General features: G+C 45.9%; 17 protein-coding genes and 2 tRNA genes. 16 read left to right on the forward strand and 3 right to left on the reverse strand.

Annotated elements, in window-relative coordinates; genetic code table 11:
* Window positions 1-14 precede the first annotated feature (14 nt).
* The 8 genes from BM415_RS02790 (at window position 15) to BM415_RS02825 (ending at window position 8,991) form a co-directional block, all read left to right on the forward strand.
* Window positions 15-1,532 (forward strand): leucyl aminopeptidase, encoded by a 1,518-nt coding sequence (locus BM415_RS02790; protein ID WP_244533124.1) that lies wholly within the window; start codon window positions 15-17, stop codon window positions 1,530-1,532.
* Between the two features lie 128 nt (window positions 1,533-1,660).
* Window positions 1,661-2,632 (forward strand): AAA family ATPase, encoded by a 972-nt coding sequence (locus tag BM415_RS02795; protein ID WP_170862349.1) that lies wholly within the window; start codon window positions 1,661-1,663, stop codon window positions 2,630-2,632.
* A gap of 3 nt (window positions 2,633-2,635) precedes the next feature.
* Window positions 2,636-3,745 carry a DUF58 domain-containing protein gene (locus BM415_RS02800; RefSeq protein ID WP_091154354.1) on the forward strand — a complete coding sequence of 370 codons (1,110 nt, stop codon included), beginning with the start codon at window positions 2,636-2,638 and terminating at the stop codon, window positions 3,743-3,745.
* A gap of 3 nt (window positions 3,746-3,748) precedes the next feature.
* Complete coding sequence (locus tag BM415_RS02805; RefSeq protein WP_091154355.1) at window positions 3,749-5,053, forward strand: DUF4129 domain-containing protein; 1,305 nt, start codon at window positions 3,749-3,751, stop codon at window positions 5,051-5,053.
* Window positions 5,054-5,149: 96 nt separating this feature from the next.
* Entirely contained in the window at window positions 5,150-6,112 is a 963-nt protein-coding gene (locus BM415_RS02810; protein WP_244533125.1) for an aldolase catalytic domain-containing protein, read from the forward strand.
* A gap of 325 nt (window positions 6,113-6,437) precedes the next feature.
* On the forward strand, window positions 6,438-8,570 hold the full coding sequence (locus BM415_RS02815) for a putative bifunctional diguanylate cyclase/phosphodiesterase (RefSeq protein ID WP_091154358.1): 2,133 nt from the start codon (window positions 6,438-6,440) through the stop codon (window positions 8,568-8,570).
* 266 nt (window positions 8,571-8,836) lie between these two features.
* A tRNA-Pro gene (locus tag BM415_RS02820) sits at window positions 8,837-8,910 on the forward strand.
* Window positions 8,911-8,920: 10 nt separating this feature from the next.
* Window positions 8,921-8,991: transfer RNA gene (locus tag BM415_RS02825), tRNA-Gly, on the forward strand.
* Between the two features lie 122 nt (window positions 8,992-9,113).
* Here the strand turns inward: BM415_RS02825 and BM415_RS02830 are convergent.
* A complete protein-coding gene (locus tag BM415_RS02830; protein WP_091154361.1) occupies window positions 9,114-9,587 on the reverse strand; it encodes a ferritin family protein in 474 nt (157 codons plus the stop codon).
* Window positions 9,588-10,057: 470 nt separating this feature from the next.
* Here BM415_RS02830 and BM415_RS02835 point away from each other — a divergent pair, with 470 nt between their 5' ends.
* The 6 genes from BM415_RS02835 to BM415_RS02855 all read left to right on the forward strand — a co-directional run bounded on the left by BM415_RS02835 (window position 10,058) and on the right by BM415_RS02855 (window position 20,615).
* Window positions 10,058-11,209 (forward strand): SGNH/GDSL hydrolase family protein, encoded by a 1,152-nt coding sequence (locus tag BM415_RS02835; RefSeq protein WP_091154363.1) that lies wholly within the window; start codon window positions 10,058-10,060, stop codon window positions 11,207-11,209.
* A 152-nt stretch (window positions 11,210-11,361) separates the two neighbouring features.
* Window positions 11,362-11,613, forward strand: a complete 252-nt coding sequence (locus BM415_RS24630) for a hypothetical protein (protein WP_139236941.1) — start codon at window positions 11,362-11,364, stop codon at window positions 11,611-11,613.
* The gene (abc-f, locus tag BM415_RS02840; RefSeq protein ID WP_091154365.1) at window positions 11,610-13,520 is read left to right on the forward strand and encodes a ribosomal protection-like ABC-F family protein; all 1,911 of its coding nucleotides are present in this window, start codon (window positions 11,610-11,612) and stop codon (window positions 13,518-13,520) included. Before BM415_RS24630 ends, abc-f begins: the two co-directional genes overlap by 4 nt.
* 458 nt (window positions 13,521-13,978) lie before the next feature.
* Entirely contained in the window at window positions 13,979-15,013 is a 1,035-nt protein-coding gene (gene pheS / locus BM415_RS02845) for a phenylalanine--tRNA ligase subunit alpha (RefSeq protein ID WP_091154368.1), read from the forward strand.
* 57 nt (window positions 15,014-15,070) lie between these two features.
* Window positions 15,071-17,521, forward strand: coding sequence for a phenylalanine--tRNA ligase subunit beta (gene pheT / locus BM415_RS02850; protein WP_091154370.1), 2,451 nt, complete (start codon window positions 15,071-15,073; stop codon window positions 17,519-17,521).
* A gap of 145 nt (window positions 17,522-17,666) precedes the next feature.
* Window positions 17,667-20,615 carry a hypothetical protein gene (locus BM415_RS02855; protein ID WP_091154372.1) on the forward strand — a complete coding sequence of 983 codons (2,949 nt, stop codon included), beginning with the start codon at window positions 17,667-17,669 and terminating at the stop codon, window positions 20,613-20,615.
* Window positions 20,616-20,680: 65 nt separating this feature from the next.
* Here the strand turns inward: BM415_RS02855 and BM415_RS02860 are convergent, their stop codons facing one another.
* On the reverse strand, window positions 20,681-21,064 hold the full coding sequence (locus BM415_RS02860) for a cupredoxin domain-containing protein (RefSeq protein ID WP_091154375.1): 384 nt from the start codon (window positions 21,062-21,064) through the stop codon (window positions 20,681-20,683).
* A 225-nt stretch (window positions 21,065-21,289) separates the two neighbouring features.
* Window positions 21,290-21,643: a phage holin family protein gene (locus BM415_RS02865; protein WP_091154377.1), complete on the reverse strand. Its 354-nt coding sequence runs from the start codon at window positions 21,641-21,643 to the stop codon at window positions 21,290-21,292.
* A 149-nt stretch (window positions 21,644-21,792) separates the two neighbouring features.
* On the opposite strand from BM415_RS02865, the gene BM415_RS02870 reads away from it, so the two are divergent.
* Both BM415_RS02870 and BM415_RS02875 read left to right on the forward strand, forming a co-directional pair.
* Window positions 21,793-24,156: an endonuclease MutS2 gene (locus BM415_RS02870; protein ID WP_091154379.1), complete on the forward strand. Its 2,364-nt coding sequence runs from the start codon at window positions 21,793-21,795 to the stop codon at window positions 24,154-24,156.
* A gap of 148 nt (window positions 24,157-24,304) precedes the next feature.
* Complete coding sequence (locus BM415_RS02875) at window positions 24,305-24,931, forward strand: hypothetical protein (protein WP_091154382.1); 627 nt, start codon at window positions 24,305-24,307, stop codon at window positions 24,929-24,931.
* Window positions 24,932-24,966: the final 35 nt, after the last annotated feature.

A 24,966-nucleotide genomic window follows, 5' to 3' on the forward strand; every position in this document is an offset into this window, starting at 1 on the left:
GAAGGATGGATATTATGATGAATGCGAAATTTGAAGCAATATGGAGATCAGACCTTCCGATCGAATTGATTGAAGCGCAAGCAGTCATCTGTTTGGTAAGCGAGGCGGAGTGGATTACGGGACATTTTCCTGAGGCATGGAAGGAAGCGATTGCCTCTGTAAAGGAACGAGGCTTGTTCAAAGGCTCTGAGAGTCAATTATTTACAATACCGGTCATGCAGTCAGATATGCCAATAACCCTAATATTAGTAGGAACTGGACAGTATCCTTTGAATCCTGAAGGTCTTCGCCTTGCTGCAGTGCGTGCTGCAAAAATGACAGTGAAGATCAATGCAGATCAAGTCGTTTTTGCATTACCTTCCTCCTTACTCACTTATTCGCTGTCCCAAGATATTGCTGCCGTGGCTCATGCTCTCACCGAGGGATTTATATTGGGAACTTATCGCCGCAAAACTTACAAGCGTAATCAACAGGCCTATATAGGTCCCGAGCGGCTTATTTTCCACCAGGATAAAGTGTTTCAGGACGAATATGAGCAGCAGTGGTATATAGGTATGGAGAGGGGCAAGGCTTTCGCAGAAGGAACGATATTAGCTAGAGATTTGACAAATCTTCCTGGTAATATGCTTGTTCCCCGTGATCTCGCAAGTGCGGCCGAAAGGCTCGCTGAGCAGCATGGGCTTGAATATGAAGTGCTGGATGAGCAGGAAATGGTTAAGAAGGGGATGGGAGGGCTCCTGTCGGTAGGGTCCGGGAGCGTGAACCCTCCTCGAATGATTGTCCTGAAGTATCAAGGGAAGTCCGCCTGGGAAGGAGAGATTATCGGTTTAGTCGGAAAAGGCATTACGTTTGACACAGGTGGAATATCTCTAAAGCCCCGTCTTGGGATGGAGGAGATGATAAGTGATATGGGCGGAGCGGCCGCGGTTCTTGGTGCGCTTCATACCCTATGCCTGATACGTCCAGAGCAGAATGTGGTTGTTGTCATTCCCTCAGCCGAAAATATGCCGTCCGGCAGTGCCTTCAAACCGGGAGATATTATCACTACACTCAGCGGAAGGACCGTTGAGATTCTAAATACGGATGCAGAAGGAAGGCTCGTGTTAGCTGATGGATTAACGTATGCGAAGGAGCTGGGAGCCACACGGATCATTGATGTAGCTACGCTGACTGGAGCGGTTGTATCAGCCCTCGGCGACGTCGCTACAGGAGCAGTATCTAACGACGACCCGTTCTTGAATGAATTCATATTAGCCTCCAAACGAACAGGTGAGAAGGTATGGCCGCTGCCTGCCTATACGGAATTCGAGGAGATGCTGCGAAGCGAGGTCGCCGATCTGCGGAACAGTACGGGAAGATACGGAGCTTCCATTACTGCAGGTCTATTTATAGGTACATTTGCAGAAGGAATGCCGTGGATCCATCTGGATATTGCCGGGACTGCCTATGTATCGAAAGAGAGAGGCATTCATCCCAAAGGAGCTACAGGAGCGATGGTGAGAACCATTGCAGATTATGTAATAAATCAATAAGTAATGCTGGCCTTGTGACTCACAAGGTCTTTTTCATTTGGAAAAACATGCATGGATTATAGGGTTATGGTAAAATCACTGTATCTATATGGAAACGCTTACGAATAAGGGGAGGTCATGACATCGTTATGGATATTCAAGAGATCGCACAGGTGGCGGCCAAGCTAAGATCAAATATGGCAAAAGTCATTGTAGGCAAAGAAGACACGGTAGATCTGATGCTGATTGCTTTGATTGCCTCCGGGCATATTCTGCTTGAAGATGTACCGGGTACCGGGAAGACTTTGCTGGCCAAAACGATGGCAGCTTCGTTAGATTGTATATTTAGACGAGTTCAGTTTACTCCTGATCTACTGCCCTCCGACCTGACGGGGATTCATTTCTATAATCAAAAAGAAGGAGAGTTTGAATTCCGAGAAGGCCCTCTGTTTGCTAACTTGATTTTAGCTGATGAAATTAACCGGGCCACACCGAGAACACAGTCGAGCTTGCTGGAATGCATGGAGGAGAGGCAAATTAGTGTCGATGGGCATACACATGAACTCAAAAAGCCTTTTATTGTCATTGCCACGCAAAATCCTGTAGATAATCAAGGTACATTTCCGCTGCCTGAGGCACAAATGGACCGCTTTATGCTCAAGATGAGTATGGGTTATCCTACTCAGGAGGAAAGTGTGGAAATTTTGCGGCGTACGGTAAGCGGGGATTTCAAGACAGGTGTATCTGCGGTTGTAGCCCAGCGTGATATCGTCGCTGCACAATCGGTGTATACAGCTGTTCGCGTACAGGAGGATCTGATGCGCTATATTATAGCTATTGCTGACGCAACAAGACATCATCCAGATATTGCGCTAGGCGTAAGCCCGCGAGGGACACAAGCGCTGCTTAAGGCCGCACAGGCCCGGGCTGCAATACAAGGCAGGGAATACGTGCTGCCCGATGATATAAAGGCTTTGGCGCTGCCGGTACTGTCGCATCGGCTCGTATTCAAGCATCGATCCAAGCAGCAGGAGGGTAAGTCAGAAGCGCTGCTCAGCGGTATAATCTCACAAATTCCTGTGCCGAGTGACAGAATGAGTGTAGAAAGCAGTGTGCAATAAACGATGGAGCTTCTATGGTTTCTTGTTGTAGGACTCCTGCTTATTCTCGCTCAAGGCATTGTTCTTGGCGTACCCGCATTGAAGAGAATTTCTTATCAGCGCGAGTTTGCAAAGAAACAGTGTTATGCCGGGGATGAGCTCGAGATGGTCGAGAAGATTTCGAATGAGAAGAGACTTCCTGTTCCCTGGCTTCGCTTAGAGGCAATGATGCCGGCATCATTTATATTTCATACCGGTGCTGAGCTCGGAATCAGCAGAGGAGATATTTATCAGAATCATCAAAGTCTGTTCTCGCTTAAACCCTATACTCGAATTACGCGCAAGCATTTCTTTACTTGTCAGCACCGCGGTGTGTATCCGTTGGAAACGGTGACGATGACAGGTGGTGACCTTCTGGGTGTCTATTCCAGTGCGAGGAAGCAGCCTGTATCCGAACAGATTACCGTATTCCCTGCACTACTTGCTGATCACGAAATGCCGACGAGCTATGAAGTTTGGCAAGGCGAGCTTGAGGTCTCCCGCTGGATTGTGGAGGATCCGTTTCTGATTCTGGGTGTGAGGGAATATGGAGCGAGTGATCCTATGAATCGGATTCACTGGACAGCAAGCGCAAGAACGGGTCAACTGCAGGTATATAAACAAGGCTACAGCTCGGATCCGCAAACGCTCATTATATTAAATATTCAGGAATCCAGTGACATGTGGAGTGTCGTAACCAAGCCGGGTATGGCGGAGAGAGGCTTATCATATGCTGCAACCGCGGTGAATGATGCAGTGAGCAGAGGACTGAAAACAGGATTCATGCACAATGCGTACACATTAGGATCGAATTCATTGGTTCGGATTGATGCTGACTATGGAGTTCTTCACGCAGAATACATAATGCAGGCCATGGCGGAAGTACAATTGAAGTGCTTGATGCCGATGGAGCAGGTGCTTATGGATGAGGCGGACAGGCAACTTCATTCAGGAGAGCATCAGGATTATTTATTAATCACTCCTTTCGTATCTCCTGGCATGGAGGAACAGCTAAGCCGTCTGAGAATCGGTGGAAACAAAGTCAGCATTGTATACGTTGATTCGGCTCAAGAGTACATGGAGGCGGGGAGATGAGAAATGATCGTAAATCGTAATCAAGCGGTACGTATTCAAGTTTATATGCAGGGCTTGATGGAGCTTATCTATCTCTATCCACTGATTGTACTGCTCTCTGTTTTTGCGCTGCAGGTGAGCCCTGTTTATACGTTCTTCATGCTCCTGCTAGGTCTTCTTGCAGCGATATGGCTTAGCTCACCAATCAATAACAAGTTTATGGCCGGATGTGTAGCAATGATTGCTGGAATGTTAATCTCCGGTGGCGGAACGCTCCTATCCCAAGCAGACCAACGTATAATGATGCTCTCTGTTCTTCTGGCAGCTGCGGCAGGAGGCGGAGCGGCATATCGCGTATTCGTTCTGGTCAATCGAAGAATAAGATTTGCTCTTGCGGATCGTCTACAATATATGGGACTTATTTCGTTGCTTGCGCTGAGCTTGATTGCCACGAGAGTGCCTAGAATAGACGATTATGCGATGAGTATTTATGCAGCTGGTATAGTCGGATTTTTAGTCTACGTTTGGACAAGGCATTCACGTGAGATGCGGAGGGCAACGTTAGACGCTGAAGGCAAGAGACCACAAATAAAAAGCTTCTCCCAGCTGAACCGGACACGAATGGTACTCTTCCTGGTTATAGTTATCATCCTGGGGACATTTAATTATCTATCGGAAATGTTTAGTTACTTATGGAACGGATTTACGAGCTGGTTTCGTTCTTTGTTTGATGGGGAGCCTTCTAAGGAAATACCTGAGACTATACCCCAGCTTCCTTCAGAAGGACTTCTATTCCCGCCAGCTGAAGCAGAACCTTCGAGTGAATCATCACCCGTATGGGATTGGCTGCTGAACGCGCTGGTTATGCTCGCTGTTCTTGCCTTCTTTGTATTCATTGGTTATGGACTGTGGAGATTGCTCAAGAAGGTGAACCGATATTTGCGATCTAGAAGCCAAACCAAACAGGAGGCTGCACTGCCAGAAAAAATAGCTTATATCGATATAACCGAGACCATCCAGAATAGACCGAAGAAAGACATATTTCGCATGTTCCGTAAGCAACGAGTCCCGGTGGAACCAGAACAAAGAATTCGTTATTATTATAAGTCTGTTGTAGAGCAGGCTGGTAAGGAAGCGGGACCACTGCCTTCATCACTCACGCCTAATGAGTTTGGCCAATGGCTTAAAGAACATGAGACGAATTATAAGCATTTTCCGTACAGAGGAGATCGGATACACCAGTTGATTGCTTTGTATAATAAAGTTAGATATGGAGAACAGCAAGTATCTCCCGAGGAGATTCAACCGCTTGATCAGGCACATAAGTAAGCTTAATGTCAGATTAGGCCAAGCTTCACTTTACTTTTCATTCCACGTTCAAGTATCATGATAGAAATAAAAGTAGGCATACAAAGGAGCTTAGCAATGAAGACGATGACTAATCATAGCAAGATTGTAGACTGCACGATTCGAGACGGCGGCCTCGTGAACAATTGGGATTTCAGCGTGGATTTTGTACAGAAGCTGTATGAGAGCTTAAATGAAGCAGGCGTTGAATATATGGAAATCGGATATAAAAACTCCCCTAAGCTGCTGAAGGGTGCCGATAAAGCTGGGCCTTGGCGCTTTCTGAATGACGATTTCTTAAGAAAGGTCATCCCGCAAAAAGGCAACACGAAGCTGTCCGCACTGGTAGACATCGGAAGAGTAGACGAAAACGACATTCTTCCTCGGAGCGAGAGTATGCTGGATTTGATCCGTGTCGCTTGCTACATCAAGGATGTGGACAAAGGTCTAGAGCTAGTGCGCATCTTCCATGAACGCGGCTACGAAACGACACTAAACATTATGGCATTATCTAATGTAATGGAGAACGAGCTTCTTGAAGCTTTCGAGATGATCAATGAGAGCGTGGTTGATGTCGTATATATCGTTGATTCCTATGGAAGCCTGGATCACAGTGACATTAAATATCTTGTTGAGAAGTTCAAGCTTCATTTGCCTAATAAACGGCTTGGGGTTCATACCCATAACAACATGCAGCTGGCATTCTCCAATACGCTGATCGCTTCTGAACTTGGGGTTGAGCTGCTGGATGCTTCCGTATACGGAATGGGCCGTGCTGCCGGAAATTGTCCGACTGAACTATTGATAGCTCATCTGAAAGGAACTAAATATAAGCTCCGTCCTGTACTTGATGCTCTGGAGCAGCTGCTTGTACCTTTGCGTGAGAAAGAAGAGTGGGGCTATATCCTTCCGTATATGATAACAGGTCATCTTGACGAGCATCCACGCTCTGCCATGGCGCTTCGCAGTTCAGATGACAAAGATCGGGTTGTCGATTTCTTTGACACGCTAACAACACCCGAAGTGAACTTTGATAAGTGATTGTATATATCTGATTAGGAACAATTTAATCGACTAAATCCTGAAGTGAGCACTGGGTATTTTGCTTCCTCATTCCATGACTAGGCACTCTCTACTGAATTGTAGAGAGTGCTTTTTATTTTTAATGACCTTTGGCCTATTATTTTCGTATTTACGTATAGATAAAACAAAAAAATAGTACAAAGTTTGCTGATAAAATGGTATTATAGTCCAGTGGATATTGAAGAAAATGTTGGATTATGTCAGATCTAATCGGTGAATTATAGAATTACCATTGATATAAATGTACTTTATGGACAATATTTAGGAGGCATCAATAAATGCTATGAGCATTAAATTGAGACATCCCAAGTTCCTATGGACTGCGGGTGCTGGTCTTATATTATGTATCTTGAATCCATGGATAATGCCTTCCTTATCTTCAGAGCTTAGTCAGGAAATTATTAATTTATTCGGAATGGGCATCTCTCTATGTTCGTTGATTATCTGCTTCTCGGCATTTAACCAGGCAAGGCTGCTTGAACAGGGGCAGAGGACACATAATGGGCAATATATCGCTTCTGTTTTTTTTGCTGCAGGTTTTTTGGAATTGCTATTATTCATTCATTACAGCGGAATCACCTTCAGAAACGGCTTGCTGGTGGATTCATCCGATGTCATTCTTATCGTATTTTTGACGCGTTTGCTCTGTGTAATGGGGATGCTTTATCTCGGGTTTTCTTCTCCAAAATCCCAGGAGCGTCCCATCCATAAATCTATAGGATTATGCGCTGCCCTGTTATATATGGCAGTCCTGCTTCTCCTTCTACAAAACAACGACAATCTTGATTACATCTTTAGCATTTATGACCCCTTGAACGAGATTGTAAATCCAATTCATTATGTAATACATATTGCTCTTTTATCTTTTCTAATGCTGGCTCTTTTGGGGCTGCTATTTTCAAGAGTAAAACGAGTAATGAATGTGAACAAGAACCTCAGACTTGGTATGATATTTTGCATTGTTAGTCAAGGCTTTATATTGCAGGTTCAAGAGGTAACTGATCTCTCTTTTACGCTGTCCATGATCTTTCAACTGCTGGCCTATTTTATTTTTCAAGAGGTATATTTCAACGTATATGTCACGATCCCGCTTGAGCGGCAAACCGTCACCCGAGAGCAGTTGAACTACATGGCTCATTATAATGAAGTAACCGGATTGCCGAATCGGAGGTCTTTGCTCTTACATTTGAGTGATTGTATGCATTATGCATATTCTGAGAATCGGACGGTGGGTCTGCTTGTCATCAACATTAACCGATTTAAGATCATAAATGACTCGTTAGGTTATCAGTTCGGCGATCAATTGCTTAAAAAAACAGGGGAACGCCTAAAGCAATACAGAGGCGGTAAAATAGAGGTGTTCTCACTGGACAGTGATCGATACGCTGTTGTCTTAAGCGAATTTGTAGAAACGAAATTATTAAACAGGCAAGTAAGTGAAATCCTACAGCAATTCAAAGAGCCATTACTATTGAGAGACCGTGAGCTGTATCTTACCCCTTCTGCCGGCATTAGCTTGTTTCCATTTGACGGAAGCTCACCTGAAGAATTACTTCGAAATGCGAATACAGCACTTCATTTTGCGAAGGATCATGGAATGGACTTGAACCGATATGCAGCCTCGATGAAGCGGGAAGCGCAGAAAAGCCTGCAAATGGAGCATGATATCAGAAAGGGCCTGGAGCGAGGAGAGTTTTACTTAGAATATCAGCCGCAAGTCGATCTAAGAACGAACGAGGTCGTTGGTGTTGAGGCGCTGGTTCGCTGGCAGCACCCGGTAAAAGGGACGATTTCGCCGGCAGATTTTATTCCCATTGCTGAAGAGAGTGGGCTTATTGTTCCGCTGGGGGAATGGGTGCTCGAGGCGGCATGTGCACAAAATCGAAAATGGCAGCAGCAATACAAATCTTTATCTATCTCTGTGAATCTGTCCATCCGGCAATTTCAGGATGTGCATCTGATCGATCGGATTCAGCGTGTTCTGCTCGAAACGGGGCTTGATCCGACATGTCTGGAGCTGGAAATCACAGAAAGCACGATGCTGGACTATGATCAAGGAATTGATGTTCTCGATCGGATCAAGAAGCTAGGTGTACAGATCAGCATTGACGATTTCGGCACCGGCTACAGCTCATTGCATTATCTTAAGAAGCTTCCGATCGATCGCTTAAAGATTGATCAGTCCTTCGTACGTGAGCTCATGGAGGATCGGAGCAACAAGGCGATCGTGTCCACCATTACTTCTATGGCTAAGCATTTACAGCTAAAGGTGACGGCTGAAGGTGTAGAGAATGAAGAACAGCTGCAGTTTCTGCAGGAGCAGCATTGTCATGAAGGTCAGGGGTACTTTTTCAGCAAACCTCTAAAGTCTGAAGATTTTGAAGCCCGATTCTTAAAGGCGGTAGTATGTATTTAGAATTTACTAGATAGAATGAACGTGATACGTACATAATTATATTAGTTAGGATCAGCATTATTGCTCTAATGATTTGAGAAATGGATTCGCAGCATTGTGTTTAATTTAGCACCGAAAGGGTACAAATTTCATCTTTTTAATCTGTGAGTTCATTCTATCTAGAAAGCTTCTAATGCTTCTCTTCATCAAAAAAGTATTGCAAGGAATACCTTATAGTGATATATTAATATTTGTCACCAAATAATCAATTTAGTACATAACGATGACGGGATGTAGCTCAGCTTGGTAGAGCACCTGGTTTGGGACCAGGGGGTCGCATGTTCAAATCGTGTCATCCCGATTGTATATATGCGGGTGTAGTTCAATGGTAGAACTCCAGCCTTCCAAGCTGGTAGCGTGGGTTCGATTCCCATCACCCGCTTCACATTTATAAAGACTTTAAACCCTTGCCCTGCAGGGGTTTTTTGTTTGCTTATAATTCGATGTATTCTTTCAGTATGCATTATTCGAAGTAATAGAGCGATTGCCTATAATTTCAGACGTTCATTTTTTTGATAGGTTGTAAGCTATTAGATTATTATATTTATCTGCGTGTTTTTGTTCATCAAGAATGATTCCCCAAACCGTATCTTTGTATATACTTTGTGGAAGGCCAAACCAAATTTTTCTGTATTTCTCAACCGCTTCTAATTCTCCCTGAAAAGCTTTTTGCAATTCACTAAGATAAGATTCGACTTGTTCGGGCTGCTCATTACTCACTCCCGTAATTTCTTGTCCCGTTAGATCTGTATACATTTGTCGAAACATTCTGTTGTGTTCACGTTCATCATTTCTTATTCCAGTGATTATTGTGGCTTGATATGGATCAGGAGCAAGATTAATTAGACTGTTATAGAACAATTCATCGTTTCTTTCGCCTTGTACAGCCTCTTTGATTAATTCGATGGCTTCAGTAGTGGAGATTGACCATATTGGTGTGAAGGCAGATCTATAGCAATAAGGGTATGGTAAGTACATATGAATATCCTCCAAGTTTTATAATGGTCAATATATGCACTATTGCCTAAAAAGGTAACTGAATCATCTTCTTATGCATAATAATCAATGTACCCTGAGCTATACCATATATGACCAAATAAAACTCGCGGCAATTCTGGGCTTCAGATCAGTAAATATACTCAAATCCTCTTTCATTTCATTCATCAGATCTCTTCACTGGCTGCAATCACTATGAGAACATAATTATGTGCAGGGTGTTTAAGCCAGTAATTTGCATTAAGCATACAAAAACCTCCTTTTACTTAGAACAGCGTTCCCTATACAGTAAAAATATATGTAAATACAGCTAATATCCGGTCATTTTACATATGGTTCGTCGTGAGGCTTTTTACCCATGTGGAGTAGCAAAGTTTTTTGAGGCTGGAGTATAATGGTGAAGATTAGTTAAACTTGACCCAATATCATCATGAATAAAAGGATGGATCGAAATGCTAGGGGAATACGTATCTGCAACTGCCGTGTCAACGGCAACGAATTTTATAATGATTCAGGAAACCGCATTCACACGTACATATCGAACGTACATCAGGCTTAGAGAGAACGGTCCGCTGGAAATGAAATTTTGGCATAGCAATGCGGTGGATTCCACCTGGGATGTTGGTGCTATAGCAAGAGGGAGCATGGCTGGCGGAGAATGGAAGATCGAGTCCGCCTATGTGGCTGTCAGTCAGGAAAATCGAGATGGGAGTGTTGTTCCAGGCTCGGGCACCCCGATCACATTTGAAGGGGAATATACCAAGCAAGTACAGCCTGGAGAACAGTTTTGGAGTGATGCTGTCACGATCGATGTGCTGCCGGGGCGTGATCTGGTATTTACCTGGACTATTACGACGGAGGCGGCAGGGAAGTCTTTTCCATACAACACAGAAGGGCTGCTTGTCTCTTCCTATGCTGCAGAAGGGATCCATGCTTCCGAGGACACGGGCACATCCTTTACACCGCTGGAGAACCAGCTGGTCTTGCCGGCATTCATAGGATACAAACGAGATGTGAAGCATCGAATGATCTTCTTGGGAGACTCTATTACCCAGGGAGTAAGAACTTTAAAAGATGGCTATGAATACTGGGTAGCACGTATAGCAGCTGGATTAAATGCAGAAAACAGTGTTTGGAACATCGGTTCAGGCTGGGCAAGGGCCTATGATGCGGCTGCAGATGGTTCGTGGCTTCAGAAAGCACGGCAAGGAGATATTGTAGCTTTGGTGCTGGGTGTCAATGATATTGATATTGGCGCACGCACCAGCGAGGAGCTGCTAGAAGATCTGACATCCATTGTCCAGAAGCTGAAGCAGAAGCCGGGGGCGGAGCCTCAAATTATTCTTTTCACCGTACCTCCGTTTAATTTTGCAGAGCACAGGGAAGAAAACTGGCGTACGGTAAATGAGACGATTCGCACGAGACCGCCTGAAGGCGTGGATTATGTATTTGATATTGCGGAGTTATTGTCCTGCACAGCGCCAGAGGAGTACCGTATTCAGCAAAAGTATATGAGTAATGAATTTGATCCACACCCGAATGGGGAAGCAGGTAAACAGGTAGCTGACGCTTTCCTGAAATGGTTTCAGGAGAAGTCGTTGTAGTCTTAAATAGGCATTTGCATATTTGCCTTTCTAAAAGTTCATGCTATACTAAGAACAATGATGATGAATGAGAGGTAACCACACGTATCATGGAGTAAAACACACGAAATCCTGAAGATAACTGTAAACCGATGGTGAAGCAGGTTAGCTGTATGCGGCTGACGTATCTAGGGGCAAGTGTGCTTAATTCTACTGATGGAATGCGTGTGGTTATTTGTGCTGTCCGTTCATGGCTTGGCTGTATACTTGGACCGGTCAGCTCTACTGTGCTCACGTTAAGACAGGTGTACTTACCTGTACTCCCATCCTCTAAAGTACGCTTTTTCTATAGACGAACGTCTAAGCCGCAGGCTCCTTGCCTGCGGTGTTTTAGCTTTGTACAGAAAGAGGGAGATACGGTATGACAACACTTATTCATATGCGTGAGATTAGTAAGGATTGGAACGGTAAGACATTGTTCGGACATGTCAATATGGAGGTTAACGAGTCTGAGCGTATTGCACTGTTTGGGCGTAATGGCTGTGGTAAGACTACGCTGCTAAACATTCTGACGGGTAGTGAGCAGCCAACGGCAGGTACTCTGACCGTCCATCTTGAGTCTGAGGAAATCGGATTCATGCGTCAGGACTTTAAACCCGAGGAGCATTGGAGTGTTAAACAGATTGCCTTTGTAGAGAGTGGAACTTGGGGAGCATTAAAAATGGAGCTTCAGGAGGCCGAGGAACAGCTCGCTTCTGAGCCTGATTCTTCCCCGGCTTCGCTTGAGCGCTACGGAGAGATACTCGAGCAATACGAAGCCTTCGGTGGTTATGCTAGAGAAGCAGAGCTTGAGCGAATGATGACACATCTCAGTATTGGCGAAGTGCTGTGGGATCGCCCCTTCTCTTCACTTAGTGGAGGTCAGAAGACCAGGCTGCGCCTGGCCGCGCTGTTAACCAGAAAACCGAGACTGCTTATTCTGGATGAACCGACCAATCATCTCGATCATGAGAGTATGACCTGGCTGGAAGAGTGGATGCTGTCCTATTCAGGCACGCTCGTCTTTGTATCGCATGACCGGACCTTCTTGGATCGGGTAGCCACGAGTATTTGTGAGCTTACTTATGAGGGAACCCGTAAATATCCGGGGGGCTATGAGGAATACAAAGAGCAGAAGGAGCGCGAGAAGAGAGAGCAGGCTGCTAAATATCGTCAACAGGAGCTTGCCAAAAAAGCACTGGAGGAGTCCATTCGGAAATATCAGGAATGGTTTAAGATATCACACCGAAATGCAGGTAATGTCACAGAATCAAGAATAGCAGCGAGCTATTACAAGGCAAGAGCCAATAAAAATATATCAAGATATCATGCGAAGCAGAAGCAGCTTGAAAGGCTCGAGGGAGAACGAGTTGAAAGGCCGCGAGAGGGACCTAAAGTCAGTGTGGAATTAAAGGAAGGGGAATTTGGAGCAAGGAACTTTGTACAGCTAAGAGACGTAGAGTACACTTATCTTGGTAGTCAGACACCTGTATTCTCCGGTGTAGACCTGGCCGTTGAACGGGGAAAGAGGATTGCACTCCAAGGAATGAATGGTGCCGGAAAAACAACCCTGTTAAAGCTTATCACGGGAGAGCTGTCTCCGCAAAAGGGAGAGGTAAACCTTCATGCCAGAACCAAAATAGGTTATTTTTCGCAGGAGCTTGAAGGACTTCAGCCCGAGATGACCTTGCTGGACAGCTTGCTCATTAATCCATTCATGACACAAACGGAAGCACGGACCATGCTGGGCAATTTCTTATTTTCACGGGATGATGTGTTTAAGAAGATTGGCGATTTGAGCATGGGCGAGAAATGCAGAGCAGCGTTTATAAGGCTGTACTTCAGCGGCTCTAACCTGCTCGTCCTCGATGAACCAACCAATTATTTAGACATTGATACTAGAGAAGTGATGGAGGAAGCGCTGCTCAGCTACGAAGGCTCTTTAGTATTTGTGTCTCACGATCGAACGCTTGTTCGAAAGCTGGCCAATCAGCTGCTTCAAATGGGTAAGCATGAGCCCTTGCGCATATTTGATGGAACGGTAGAGGAATATGAAGAACATTTGGTTAGGAAAAGTGAAACGCCTGAGGAGCGTGAGGAGGAAGACCTGCGCATTCAGCTGCAGCATCGTTTGAATGAATTGCTGACAGGGTCTAGTTATGATCAAGCAAATCCTGGGCAACCCGCTGATGTAGAATCTTATTATATGGACAGTGCAACGCTGCAGGAGATTCGGGAGCTTCGCTCCAAACTGGCTGCGCTGCAGAAGAAGGATAAGGGTTCGTTCAAATAGAGGAGACAGCCTATTTTGCCTGCAGGGCTTGCGAGAGAAGACACATTTGCGTATAATAATGTAGCAAACTAGGCAAGACTTAAATGAACAAAATGCTAAGATGGAGAAGAGTACACAGTGCTTTTGTACAGGGAGGAAGCGCCAGAGATTGAGAGCGTTTCTACGAAATCAGGCTGTCGAAGTTCGCTCCGGAGCAGTTCCTTGAACATCGAACAGGGTATAACGGTATGTGCCGTATACTGTGTTTGTCAGTAGAGGATACCGGTTCACGTCCCGTTATGAACGTGCTAAAGTGAGATTGAAATCGTATAGCGGATATGGCTGAACATGGTCATGTGAACAGCTGTACATGAATCTAACAAGGGTGGTACCACGGTCTTTTCGTCCCTTCATCGGGAGAGAAGGCCTTTTTTTGTTGATCAAAATCTTAGGGCTATGAAGGAGGCTATTTGAACGCCATGAAAGAAAGATTAGAAGCTTTAAAGAGCGATGCGCTTGCTGAGCTCGCAGGCGTAAATGATGCACAAGCACTTGGCGATATCCGAGTGAAATATCTAGGAAAAAAAGGTGCGCTTACTGAAATTTTGCGCGGTATGGGTGCCCTGAGTGCAGAAGAACGTCCGGTAATTGGACAGGTGGCAAACGACGTTCGTGGTGCCATTGAAGCAGTGATTGAGGAGAAGCAAGAAGCATTCCAAAGAGCAGAAACGGAGAAACGTCTAGCGAAGGAAACCATTGATGTTACGCTGCCGGGACGCCGTCTGCCAGAAGGCGGGCTCCATCCACTAACGAAGGTTATTCAGGATCTTGAGGATATATTTGTAGGTATGGGATATCAAGTGGCTGAAGGTCCAGAAGTTGAAATGGACTATTACAATTTTGAAGCGCTCAACCTGCCGAAGAATCACCCGGCCCGTGATATGCAGGATTCCTTCTACATCACAGAAGATATTCTGATGCGCACACATACATCTCCTGTACAGGTTCGAACGATGCAAGCGATGCAAGGCGAATCCCCTGTAAAGGTCATCGTTCCAGGTAAAGTGTACCGGCGAGATGACGATGATGCTACGCATTCCTTCCAGTTCCATCAGGTAGAGGGAATTGTCGTTGGCAAAAACATCCGGATGAGTGACCTCAAGGGTACTTTGCTCCAGTTCGTGCGTGAAATGTTCGGTGCACATACCGAAATTCGTCTTCGTCCCAGCTTCTTCCCATTCACGGAGCCTAGTGTTGAAGTCGATGTTACCTGCATTAAGTGTGGCGGAGCTGGCTGCCGTTTGTGTAAACAAACCGGCTGGATTGAAATTCTAGGAGCGGGTATGGTTCATCCTAACGTACTTGAGATGGGCGGCTACGATCCTAAGGAATACAGCGGCTTTGCATTTGGTATGGGTGTAGAACGGATTGCGATGCTGAAATATGGTGTTGACGATATTCGCCATTTCTATAACAGTGACCTCTCATTCCTGAAGCAATTTGCCAGACTATAATTACATTTAACCAGGCTGGATTAGAAGCCTATATAAATAGAAGGAAGTGATCGTAACGTGAGAGTATCAACAGAATGGTTATCTGATTATATTTCTCTAGAGGGTGTTGCACCGCAGGATTTGGCTGAACGCATCACACGTGCGGGAATTGAAATTGATATTGTAGAAAATCGGAATCAAGGTGTGACCAAAGTTGTCGTGGGTTACGTAACCAGCAAGGAGAAGCATCCAGATGCGGATAAGCTGAACATTTGTAAAGTCGATGCAGGACTTACGGAAGAGCTTCAGATCGTATGCGGAGCGAAAAATGTAGATGCAGGTCAGAAGGTTCCTGTAGCTCTTGTCGGAGCAAAGCTGCCAGGCGGTCTTGAAATTAAAAAAGCCAAGCTTCGCGGTGCCCTGTCACAAGGAATGATTTGTTCTGCCAAAGAGCTCGGTCTAAATGACAAGCTCTTGCCTAAAGAGCTTCAGGAAGGGATTCTCGTTCTTCCAGCTGAGCTTGAAGTAGGAACACCGATCGAGCAGGTGCTGGGTCTTAATGATCATGTGCTTGAGCTTGATCTTACGCCAAACCGTTCGGATGCATTGTCCATGATTGGAGCTGCTTACGAAGTTAGTGCCATTTTGAGCAGAGATGTTACTTTGCCGGTACCTGAAGCAGATATCAATGAGTCTGGCTCAGCGGCAGCGGATCATATCTCGGTACAAGTCGATGCGCCTGAGCTGTGTACTCATTACTCGGCTAGATATATTAGTGGAGTTACGATTAAACCATCCCCACAGTGGATGCAAAACCGCCTGATAGCAGCTGGTATTCGTCCAATTAATAACATTGTGGACATTACCAACTACGTGATGCTGGAATATGGTCAGCCGCTGCATGCCTTTGATGCGGATCAGCTGTCGGGGGGCAATATCGTCGTTCGTCAAGCCACAGATGGTGAAACATTTGTAACGCTCGACGATCAGGAACGCAAGCTGAAAGACTCAATGCTGCTGATTACGGATGGTGTTAAACCGGTGGCGATTGCCGGTGTAATGGGCGGACAGAATTCTGAAGTTACGGGCGATACAGCCAATATCTTGTTGGAATCGGCTAAGTTTGACGGTACGACCGTACGTAAGACATCCCGCGAACTCGGACTGCGCTCCGAATCCAGTCTTCGTTTTGAGAAGAATGTAGATCCTGGCTCTGTTATTCCTGCACTGAACCGTGCTGCATCCCTGATCAGTGCGTATGCTGGAGGAAACGTACATCCTGGAATCGTGGAGTCCACAGCAGGATCAAATGAAGAACGAGTTATTGCCCTGTCTGTTTCCAAAGTGAATAACTATCTAGGTACATCGCTATCTGCTGAGGCAATTCAAGCCATTTTTGATCGTCTGCATTTCACATATGAAGCTGCTCCTCAGAATGAGCTTCATGTCACTGTACCTACACGCCGGGGAGATATTACTCGAGATGTGGATCTTATTGAGGAAGTTGCCCGTCTATACGGCTACGATGATATCCCAACAACGGTTATCGAAGGACCTACTACACCAGGATCACTCACCAAGCCTCAGGTGATTCGCAGAGCACTGCGTGGTCTCTTGTCTAATGGAGGATATCAGGAGATGATTAGTTATTCCTTCGTTAATCCTGAGCGGGCGACACAATTTTCAGCATTGACAGCAGGCAGCCACTCTGTGAAGCTCGCAATGCCGATGAGTGAAGAACAGAGCGTGCTCAGAACAAGCGCACTTCCTCAAATGCTGGAAGCAGCGCAGTACAATCGCAATCGCAAGCAGGAGAGCCTCGCCCTGTATGAGATCGGCAGCGTTTTTTATACAGAAGAAGAGACGCTGACGAAGCAACCTAAGGAAATTCCAGTGCTGTCACTGCTCTTGTCCGGCAATCGAATTGAGAAGCAGTGGAATATTACAGCTGAGAAGGTCGATTTCTTTGATCTTAAGGGTGCTGTGGAATCCATATTTGCATACCTCGGACTCGAAGGACAGATCAGCTACGCTGCGAATCAGCCGAAGGACTATCACCCTGGACGCTCGGCTTCCATTTATCTGAATGTTTCCGGGGAGGATCAGGTTCTCGTAGGAACACTTGGTCAAGTCCATCCTGAGCTTCAGCTGGCCTATGATCTGGGAGATACGTATATCGCCGAATTGTCACTTGAAGCCTTGTATGATCAAGCTCTTCCTCCACTTGTCTATCGTGAACTGCCACGCTTCCCTGCAGTTTCCCGTGATATTGCAGTGGTTGTAGAGCAGTCGGTAGAAGCTGGCGTCTTGATGTCTTCGATCCGGGAATCTGCCGGTGAATTGCTTCAGTCTGTTCAAGTATTCGATATTTATACAGGGGAGAAAGTGGGAGAAGGCAAGAAGAGTATAGCCCTTGCACTAACATACCGTCACAAGGATCACACACTAACCGAAGAAGAAATTACAGCGGTTCATACAAAAGTGCTGACAGATCTGTCCGATAAAACAGGAGCGGAACTTCGCAAATAAGCTTTTTTCCTGATTTACCCTTTATTTTTTGAGAAAAAAATTGCAGGAATTGCCCTAAGTCACATCGAATCCTTAAACATCAAGGTTCGATGTGATTTTTTTTCAACTTAGAATCAACAAGACAGACATGAAGGAGGGCACAACTGTGACTACACCTAATCGTACTCGCGTCACCGTAGACATCTACGGGACTTCTTATAAATTGGTCGGCAGCAGTGCCGAATATATGAAACAGGTTGCAAGCCTGGTTGACGAAAGAATGAACGCCATATCAAAGACCCATTCCAGACTGGATACGCCGAGACTTGCCGTTTTGACTGCAGTACATATGGCAGAGGAATCTTTGCAGGTTCAACAGGTTAAGAATGAGCTGAAGATGGTAACTGGCGAGAAGACACAGCTGGGAAGCGAGTTGGCTAAGCTTCAGGATACTTATGAACAGCAGATGGAGAAATTAAAGCAACTCGAACAAGCAAGAGCTGCTCTGGATAAAGAGAAGCAAAATGCCCAGCAGGCACTCGCCCAGCTTGAGAAGGTGCGTAATGAAGAGCAGCGTGCATTAAAATCTCAATTGGAAGAGGCGCTGTCGAAGACACTCCTTCGAGAGGAGGAGCTGAAGAAAGCGGAACACAGCTATAACGAGCTCCTCAATCGTTCGCAGCAGAATGAGAAGAAGTGGCAACAGCAGACACAGCAGAAGCAGAAAGAGCTGACAGAGCAGTTAGAAGCAAGGCGCAAGAATGAAATTGCAGAGCAGGAAGCGAGGCATAACAAGCTTATCGAAGAAGCTGCTGCCAAGGAGCGGGAGCTTCGGAAGCTCCTTGAGCAGAAGACCGCACAAGCGGACAAAGTTCTGGAGGAGCGGAATCAGTTAGAGTCAAGACTGCAATCGGAGAAGGCAGCACTTCAGAAACAGCATGAAGCCAAGCTGAAGGAACTAACAGATCAAGCAGCAGCTAAGTATGCCAAGCTGGAGCAGCAGCTGAATCTGAAGGAACAAGAATGGCAGAAGATGCTCAGTTCCAAGGAGCAGGAATGGAAGAATGCACTGAAGGCGAGCGAAGATAAGCTTGGTCAGTTAAATATCAAAATTCAAGAAGTACGGACATCGGCGGATGCGCGTATCCTCCAAGCAGAGGAGGATGCTGCAGCGAAGTTAAATGCGTTCAAGGAAGAACAGCTTCAAGAAGTCGAGTCCATCAAGGCTCAGGCAGCAGCCGAAGCGCAGCAGCAGGTTGATGAAATAACACAGATGCTGCTGGATGAAGAGGCTAAGGGTGCCGATCTCCTCAAAATCAAGGCTCAAGCTGAGGAGCAGATCAAGGTGCTGGAGAAATCCGTTAAAGAATTGAATAGTCAGCTTCTGCAAGCAGACAGCGATCTTGCCGAAGTCAAGGAAGCTTATGAGGAGCGACTGAGCGAATCGAAGAGCGAGATGGAGGAACGGCTTAAGGAAGCGGAGAGCTTGGCTGTTCAAGAAGCGGAGCGAGCGGAAGCAGCAGCTTATGAGCAATATCGAGAAGAGCTGAACTCCGTTAAGGAAGAGCTTATGCGTTCGCATAATGAGCGAGAACATAAGCTTAAGCAAGATATTGAACTGCTTCAGAAGCAGCTTGAGGAAGAACGGGCTGAAGCGGAGAATCAGCTTGAGGAAGCTCTTGCCCAGCTTGCTGAGGAAGAAGATAAGCTGAAGGGGCTTACCGGAAGATTGGAACAGGAGCAGGCTCGCGCTACCGAGCTTGAATCCATTGCTTCACAAGGGCAGGATACGATCCTTAAGCATACTCGCCGTATCCAGGAGCTTGAACAGCAGATATCCGATGTGAAGAATAACAGCTCCTCCCTTCAAGCTAAACTCCGCACAGCGGAGCAGGAGGCAGCCAAGGCACAGGAGACGGCTGAGCAGCTCAAGCTCAAAATACAGGATGCAATAGATAAAGAAGCTGCAAGCGCTGCTCAGCTTCGCAAGGTCCAGGAACAGCATACCGTCAGTCAGCGCGAGATTTCCAGTCTTAAACAGGCAGGTGAGAAGGCTGAGCAGGAACAGCGGCGACTACAGAAAGTGCTGGAACAGGCTCATGCGGCAACCCGGCAATTGCAGAACGAGGTAGCCTCCCTATCGGGCAGCGAGAAGAGCTGGAGAATGGCAGCCGAGCAGCATAAACAAGAGATCAGTGAGCTGGAGACAGAGCTTCTTGAAGCGACCGAACGTTTGGAGAAGACGCAAGCAGAGCTGCAAACTGTACGCAGCGAGCTGGAGCAAGCAGCTGTAGAGATGGAGCGTGTACAATCAGAACGAGAAGCACTGTCCAAACAGCTCCCGGATCTGCAGAAGCAATATGAAGCGCTGCAGGCTGATTATGAGCAATCGGTTAGTCAGGAACAAAAGTACAAGCAGCTCATTTCAGAATACGAACAAGAGCAGGCTAATATTCGCAAACAATGGCTTGCTATTGAATCCGAGCATGTCAAAGTCAAGGATCAATTGTCGAAACGTCAATCTTTGCTGAATGAAGCTGAGGAAGAGGCGATTGAATGGCAGCTCAAATACGAGGAGCTTGAGGAAGCCGTATCCTCACTGCGTGCGGAGCAGAACCAATGGAATGAACATGAGAAGAGCTTAAGGTCTGAGCTCGAAGAGTGGTCTCATAAGGAGCAGCATTGGATGCTTCTTCAGGAAGAAGCACTGCGTCAGAAGCAGGAATTCCAGTCCAAATATGAGAAACTGGCTGCACAGCAGCAGGAATGGGAAGAAGACCGCAGCAAGTTAGCTGATGAGGTCAGCAGCTGGCAGAAGCAAGTTGCCGCAGGTGATGATCGGCTGGCTGAGCTGGAACGACAGAAGGATACAGCCCTATCGAGCTTGAATTCCTTACAAGGGGAGAAGAAGGCCCTTGAGTCCGAATTGCAGGATGTCGTTGAACGTTACGAGGTAACGGCTCATCAGCTGCGGCTTCTTGAAGTGGAGCGTGAGATGCAGCAGGACAAGTCGGAGAATCTGGCTCATGAATATCGTCAGCTGCAAGATGAATACACGAAGCTTCAGACAGAGTATAACGAATGGATCGAGCTGATTGAGCAAGATCAGAGCTGATTCATTCTCTATAGAAAAAGCCTGTCTTAAACATCTAATCCGATGCTGGACAGGCTTTTTACCCATTATTCTTCTACTATGATTTTAGATATCATTGTGGAATGACCCGTGCCGCAAAATACGGAACATGCGATTTCAAATTCACCCGTTTCTTCCGGTGTGATGACTTTTGATGTTGTATTCCGATCAAGCTGAAGGCTTAGACCGGGTACAATGATTCCGTGGTTTCCTTCCACATTCTCATATACGACACGAACAGGAACTCCTTTTTTGATGCGATACTCTGGTTGATCAAATTCGTAATTCGTCGCTTTAATGACGATTTCGTCACTTGCAGCAACTTCAGGCTCAGTGATACCGCCGCCTTGATCCTCCGCAGAATTTTGACCGCACGCAGCGAGCACGAAGAGCAACATCAGGGTGAACAGCAGAAAGCTGGCTTTTTTCATAACGCAGTGCCTCCCAAGTAATGGATAAAATAATTATGCATTACAATGATACCTCAGAAGGATGGGGGCTGTACATTTCCTTATGTGAGAATTTTGCAAACAAATCGCAAACAGGGTGATGTTCATCCATGTTACGAAAGAAGCAGTAAAGCATGAAAAGAGTCTCCTTACATTAATAAGGAGACTCTTTAAAACGAGTGCGCAGATGATGATACATCTGCTTAATTATTTGCGATTTCCTTTTGCTGCATCAAACGGGGTTGGTACAAAAATGTCAATGATCCCGATGACTAGTGCAGCAAGGATGGCTCCAAGGATACTGGCGGAAACGTCGCTAACGATATATTGAGACAGCCATATAACGAGCGCACTCACCAAGAATCCGACGATCCCGCGGCCAAACGGCGTAACTCTTTTACCGAAGATGCTCTCGATGACCCAGCCTAACAAAGCGATCACAACGGCCAAGATCAGTGCACTGCCAAATCCACCTACTGAGAATCCCGGAACGATCCAGCCAACAAGTAACAATACGATTGCGGCTACAATAAACCGGACTATAGCTCCTAAAATGTTCATGATTTTGTCCTCCTTTTTTAATGAACAGACTCCGTATGCAATATTATTATGTAACAATACCGCATTTCTTATGTGCGGCATCATTCTCAAATGGCACAAGTCCTGCTCTTTCGCTATAATACAAATAGAGCCCGAGAGGAGTTGTCACATTGGATTCAAAAATTTTGCATACGTTAGAATATCGTAAAATTTTAAATACATTATCTCTATACACGCAAACAGAGATGGGTAAACACAATGCTGAAAATTTAGTTCCGATCAGCGATCTTGACGAAGTTAAAAATTTGCTATCTGCAACTGATCAGGCCGTTAACGTGGATCGATTAAAAGGGATACCATCCTTTACCGGAATTGTGGACATCGGTTCTGCGGTGAAGAGAGCTCGAATCGGTGGAACGCTAAGTCCTCATGAACTGCTGTCCATCCATAATACGGTTCACACCGCACGAAGACTTAAACGCCTGCTTGATGGAATGCAGGAAGAAATTCAGATGGACAAGTTAATCTTTCTGAGTGAACAATTGTCAGAACAAAAACCACTCGAGGATGCGATCAAATCATGTATTGATGATTCGGCAGAAGTATTGGATTCGGCGAGCGCTAATTTGTCGCAAATCCGTCGTGAACTGCGAACGGGTGAAGCAAGAATTAGAGAGAAGCTCGATTCCATGATCCGCTCATCTTCGGTGTCCAAGATGCTTCAAGATCAGCTTGTCACCATTCGTGGGGATAGGTTCGTCATTCCGGTTAAGGCGGAATATCGTGCCCATTTTGGGGGGATTGTTCATGATCAATCCGGATCAGGTGCAACGCTCTTTATTGAGCCTGAATCCATTGTTGCTATGAATAACAAGCTTCGTGAAACCAGAATGCGAGAAGAGCGAGAGATTGAAGTGATTTTGCAGAAATTGACGGCTCTTGTTGGAGAACAAGCGGACTTGCTTGTCATGGATGTCGATTTGCTGGGAGCATTGGACTTTATTTTTGCAAAAGCACGTCTTGCCAGGGAAATGAAAGCAACCCTGCCTATCATGAATGACCGTGGCTTCATGAAGATCAAAAAAGGACGTCATCCGCTTATATCCATTGATAAGGTTGTTCCAACGGATGTCGAATTAGGCAATTCATATACATCCATCATTGTTACCGGTCCGAATACCGGTGGTAAGACAGTCACGCTCAAGACGGTAGGTTTGCTTAGTCTGATGGCCATGTCCGGCTTGTTCGTATCTGCAGAGGATGGAAGCCAGTTATGTGTATTTGATGCCATATATGCCGATATTGGCGACGAGCAGAGTATTGAGCAGAGCCTTAGTACTTTTTCAAGTCACATGACGAACATCATTCGAATATTGTCGGAAATGACACCGAAGAGCCTTGTGCTTTTTGATGAGCTTGGGGCAGGTACCGATCCTTCAGAAGGCTCGGCACTCGCTATCGCTATCCTTGAACATATTCATTCAACCGGATGCCGTCTGATTGCGACGACACACTACAGCGAATTGAAGGCTTATGCATATGAACGCAAAGGCGTAATTAATGCGAGTATGGAATTCGATGTGAATACATTGAGTCCGACCTACAGACTATTGCTTGGCGTTCCGGGACGCAGCAACGCATTTGCCATTGCAGAACGTTTGGGACTTCCGGCTGATATTCTTGAATATGCCCGCGGAGAAGTAACAGAGGATGATCAAAGGGTCGAGAATATGATTGCTTCGCTTGAGCAGAACCGACTGACAGCAGAGCAGGAGAAGGAACGTGCGGAGAAGCTGAGAAAGGATCTGGAGCAGCTTCGGGATCATCATGAACGAGAGATCATGAAGCTCGAAGAACAGCGGGACAGACGGATCGAGAAGGCGGAGCAGGAGGCCCGGGAGATCATTGCCAAAGCTCGCCAGGAGTCAGAGCAAATTATTAGTGATCTACGCAAGCTGGCGCTTCAAGAAGGAGCTTCTGTTAAGGAGCATAAGCTCATAGCTGCACGCAAAGCATTAAGTGATGCCGAACCCGCCGAGCGCAAGAAGAAAATTAAAAAAGTGGCTCAAGCTCGGAGAATCGAACCTGGTGACGAGGTTAAGGTTGCTAGTTTGAATCAGAAAGGTCATGTCGTTGAGTTAGCGGGCAAAGAAGCCTTGGTTCAGCTTGGCATTATGAAAATGAAAGTAGCACTTACCGATTTGGAGCTGATCGATACACCGCAGGCTCAGAAGCAAGGCGCGGGCGCAACAAGACATGTAACAGGTGTCAAGCGAACACGTGATGAGCATGTCAGATCTGAGCTCGATCTCAGAGGTGCCAATCTCGAAGAAGCCTTGGTTGAGGCAGACCGGTTTATAGATGAAGCCTTCATGGCTAATTTGGGTCAGGTTTACCTAATTCATGGCAAGGGAACCGGCGTTCTCCGTTCCGGAATTCAGGAATATCTTCGCAAACACAAGAACGTTAAGAGCTACCGTCTAGGTAACTACGGAGAAGGCGGTACAGGAGTTACCGTTGCTGAACTGAAATAAATACCTTATTACAGGAGGCACCCATGAAAAATTTAATCAGGGCCCTGTTTGCTGCGGCTGTTATTTTTTTCGTAGCAGGGATCGTGTATATGATGAATGGGTAATAGGCGAAGATGAAAATGGGATAAGAAGAAAGGATTGAAATAGAGTGGAAACTACTGTATGTCCATGGTGTCAAACTGAAATTGTATGGGATGAGGAATTAGGACCTGAAGAGGAATGCCCGTATTGTAACAATCCCCTCCCATTAGAGGGAACGGTTGAAGTGGAAGAGGATACATTGAAGGAAGAAGCCAAGGCTTCTGATAAGAGCGACTCCAAAACCGAGCCACTCGAAGGATATCGGACTCTAAATGTGACTATTACTGAAGATGAAGAGGAACTGCTTCACACGGAGTCTGATCAGACAAACGAATCGGACGAAGATTACAGTAACCTGTGGGAGGATGAGACAGATACGATTCTTCCAAGTGTAAGAGCATTGGATGCTTATGAAGATTCTGGTCTGAACATGGCGAAGTATGGAGAGAGTGTTCAATCCTTATTGGATCATCAAGAGGAAGTCCCTGAATGTCCAAACTGCCGTGAGTTCATGCTCCATACCGGAGTACTGACGGTGAAGACAGATCAGTTTGTTCCTGTCCAATCCGTGCTTCAACCATTAGAAGCACCATTTGGCATCCAGATGTATGTATGTCCTGCTTGCTTTACGACCACACATAGTCTGGCCACCGAAGATCGCCTGCGTATGGTGAAGCGGCTTAGCTCAAAATAACAAGTAAATTAATTTTTCGTTTGACGTACAAAAAG

The organism is Paenibacillus sp. 453mf (assembly GCF_900116105.1).
GTDB classification, from domain to species: Bacteria; Bacillota; Bacilli; order Paenibacillales; family Paenibacillaceae; genus Paenibacillus; species Paenibacillus provencensis.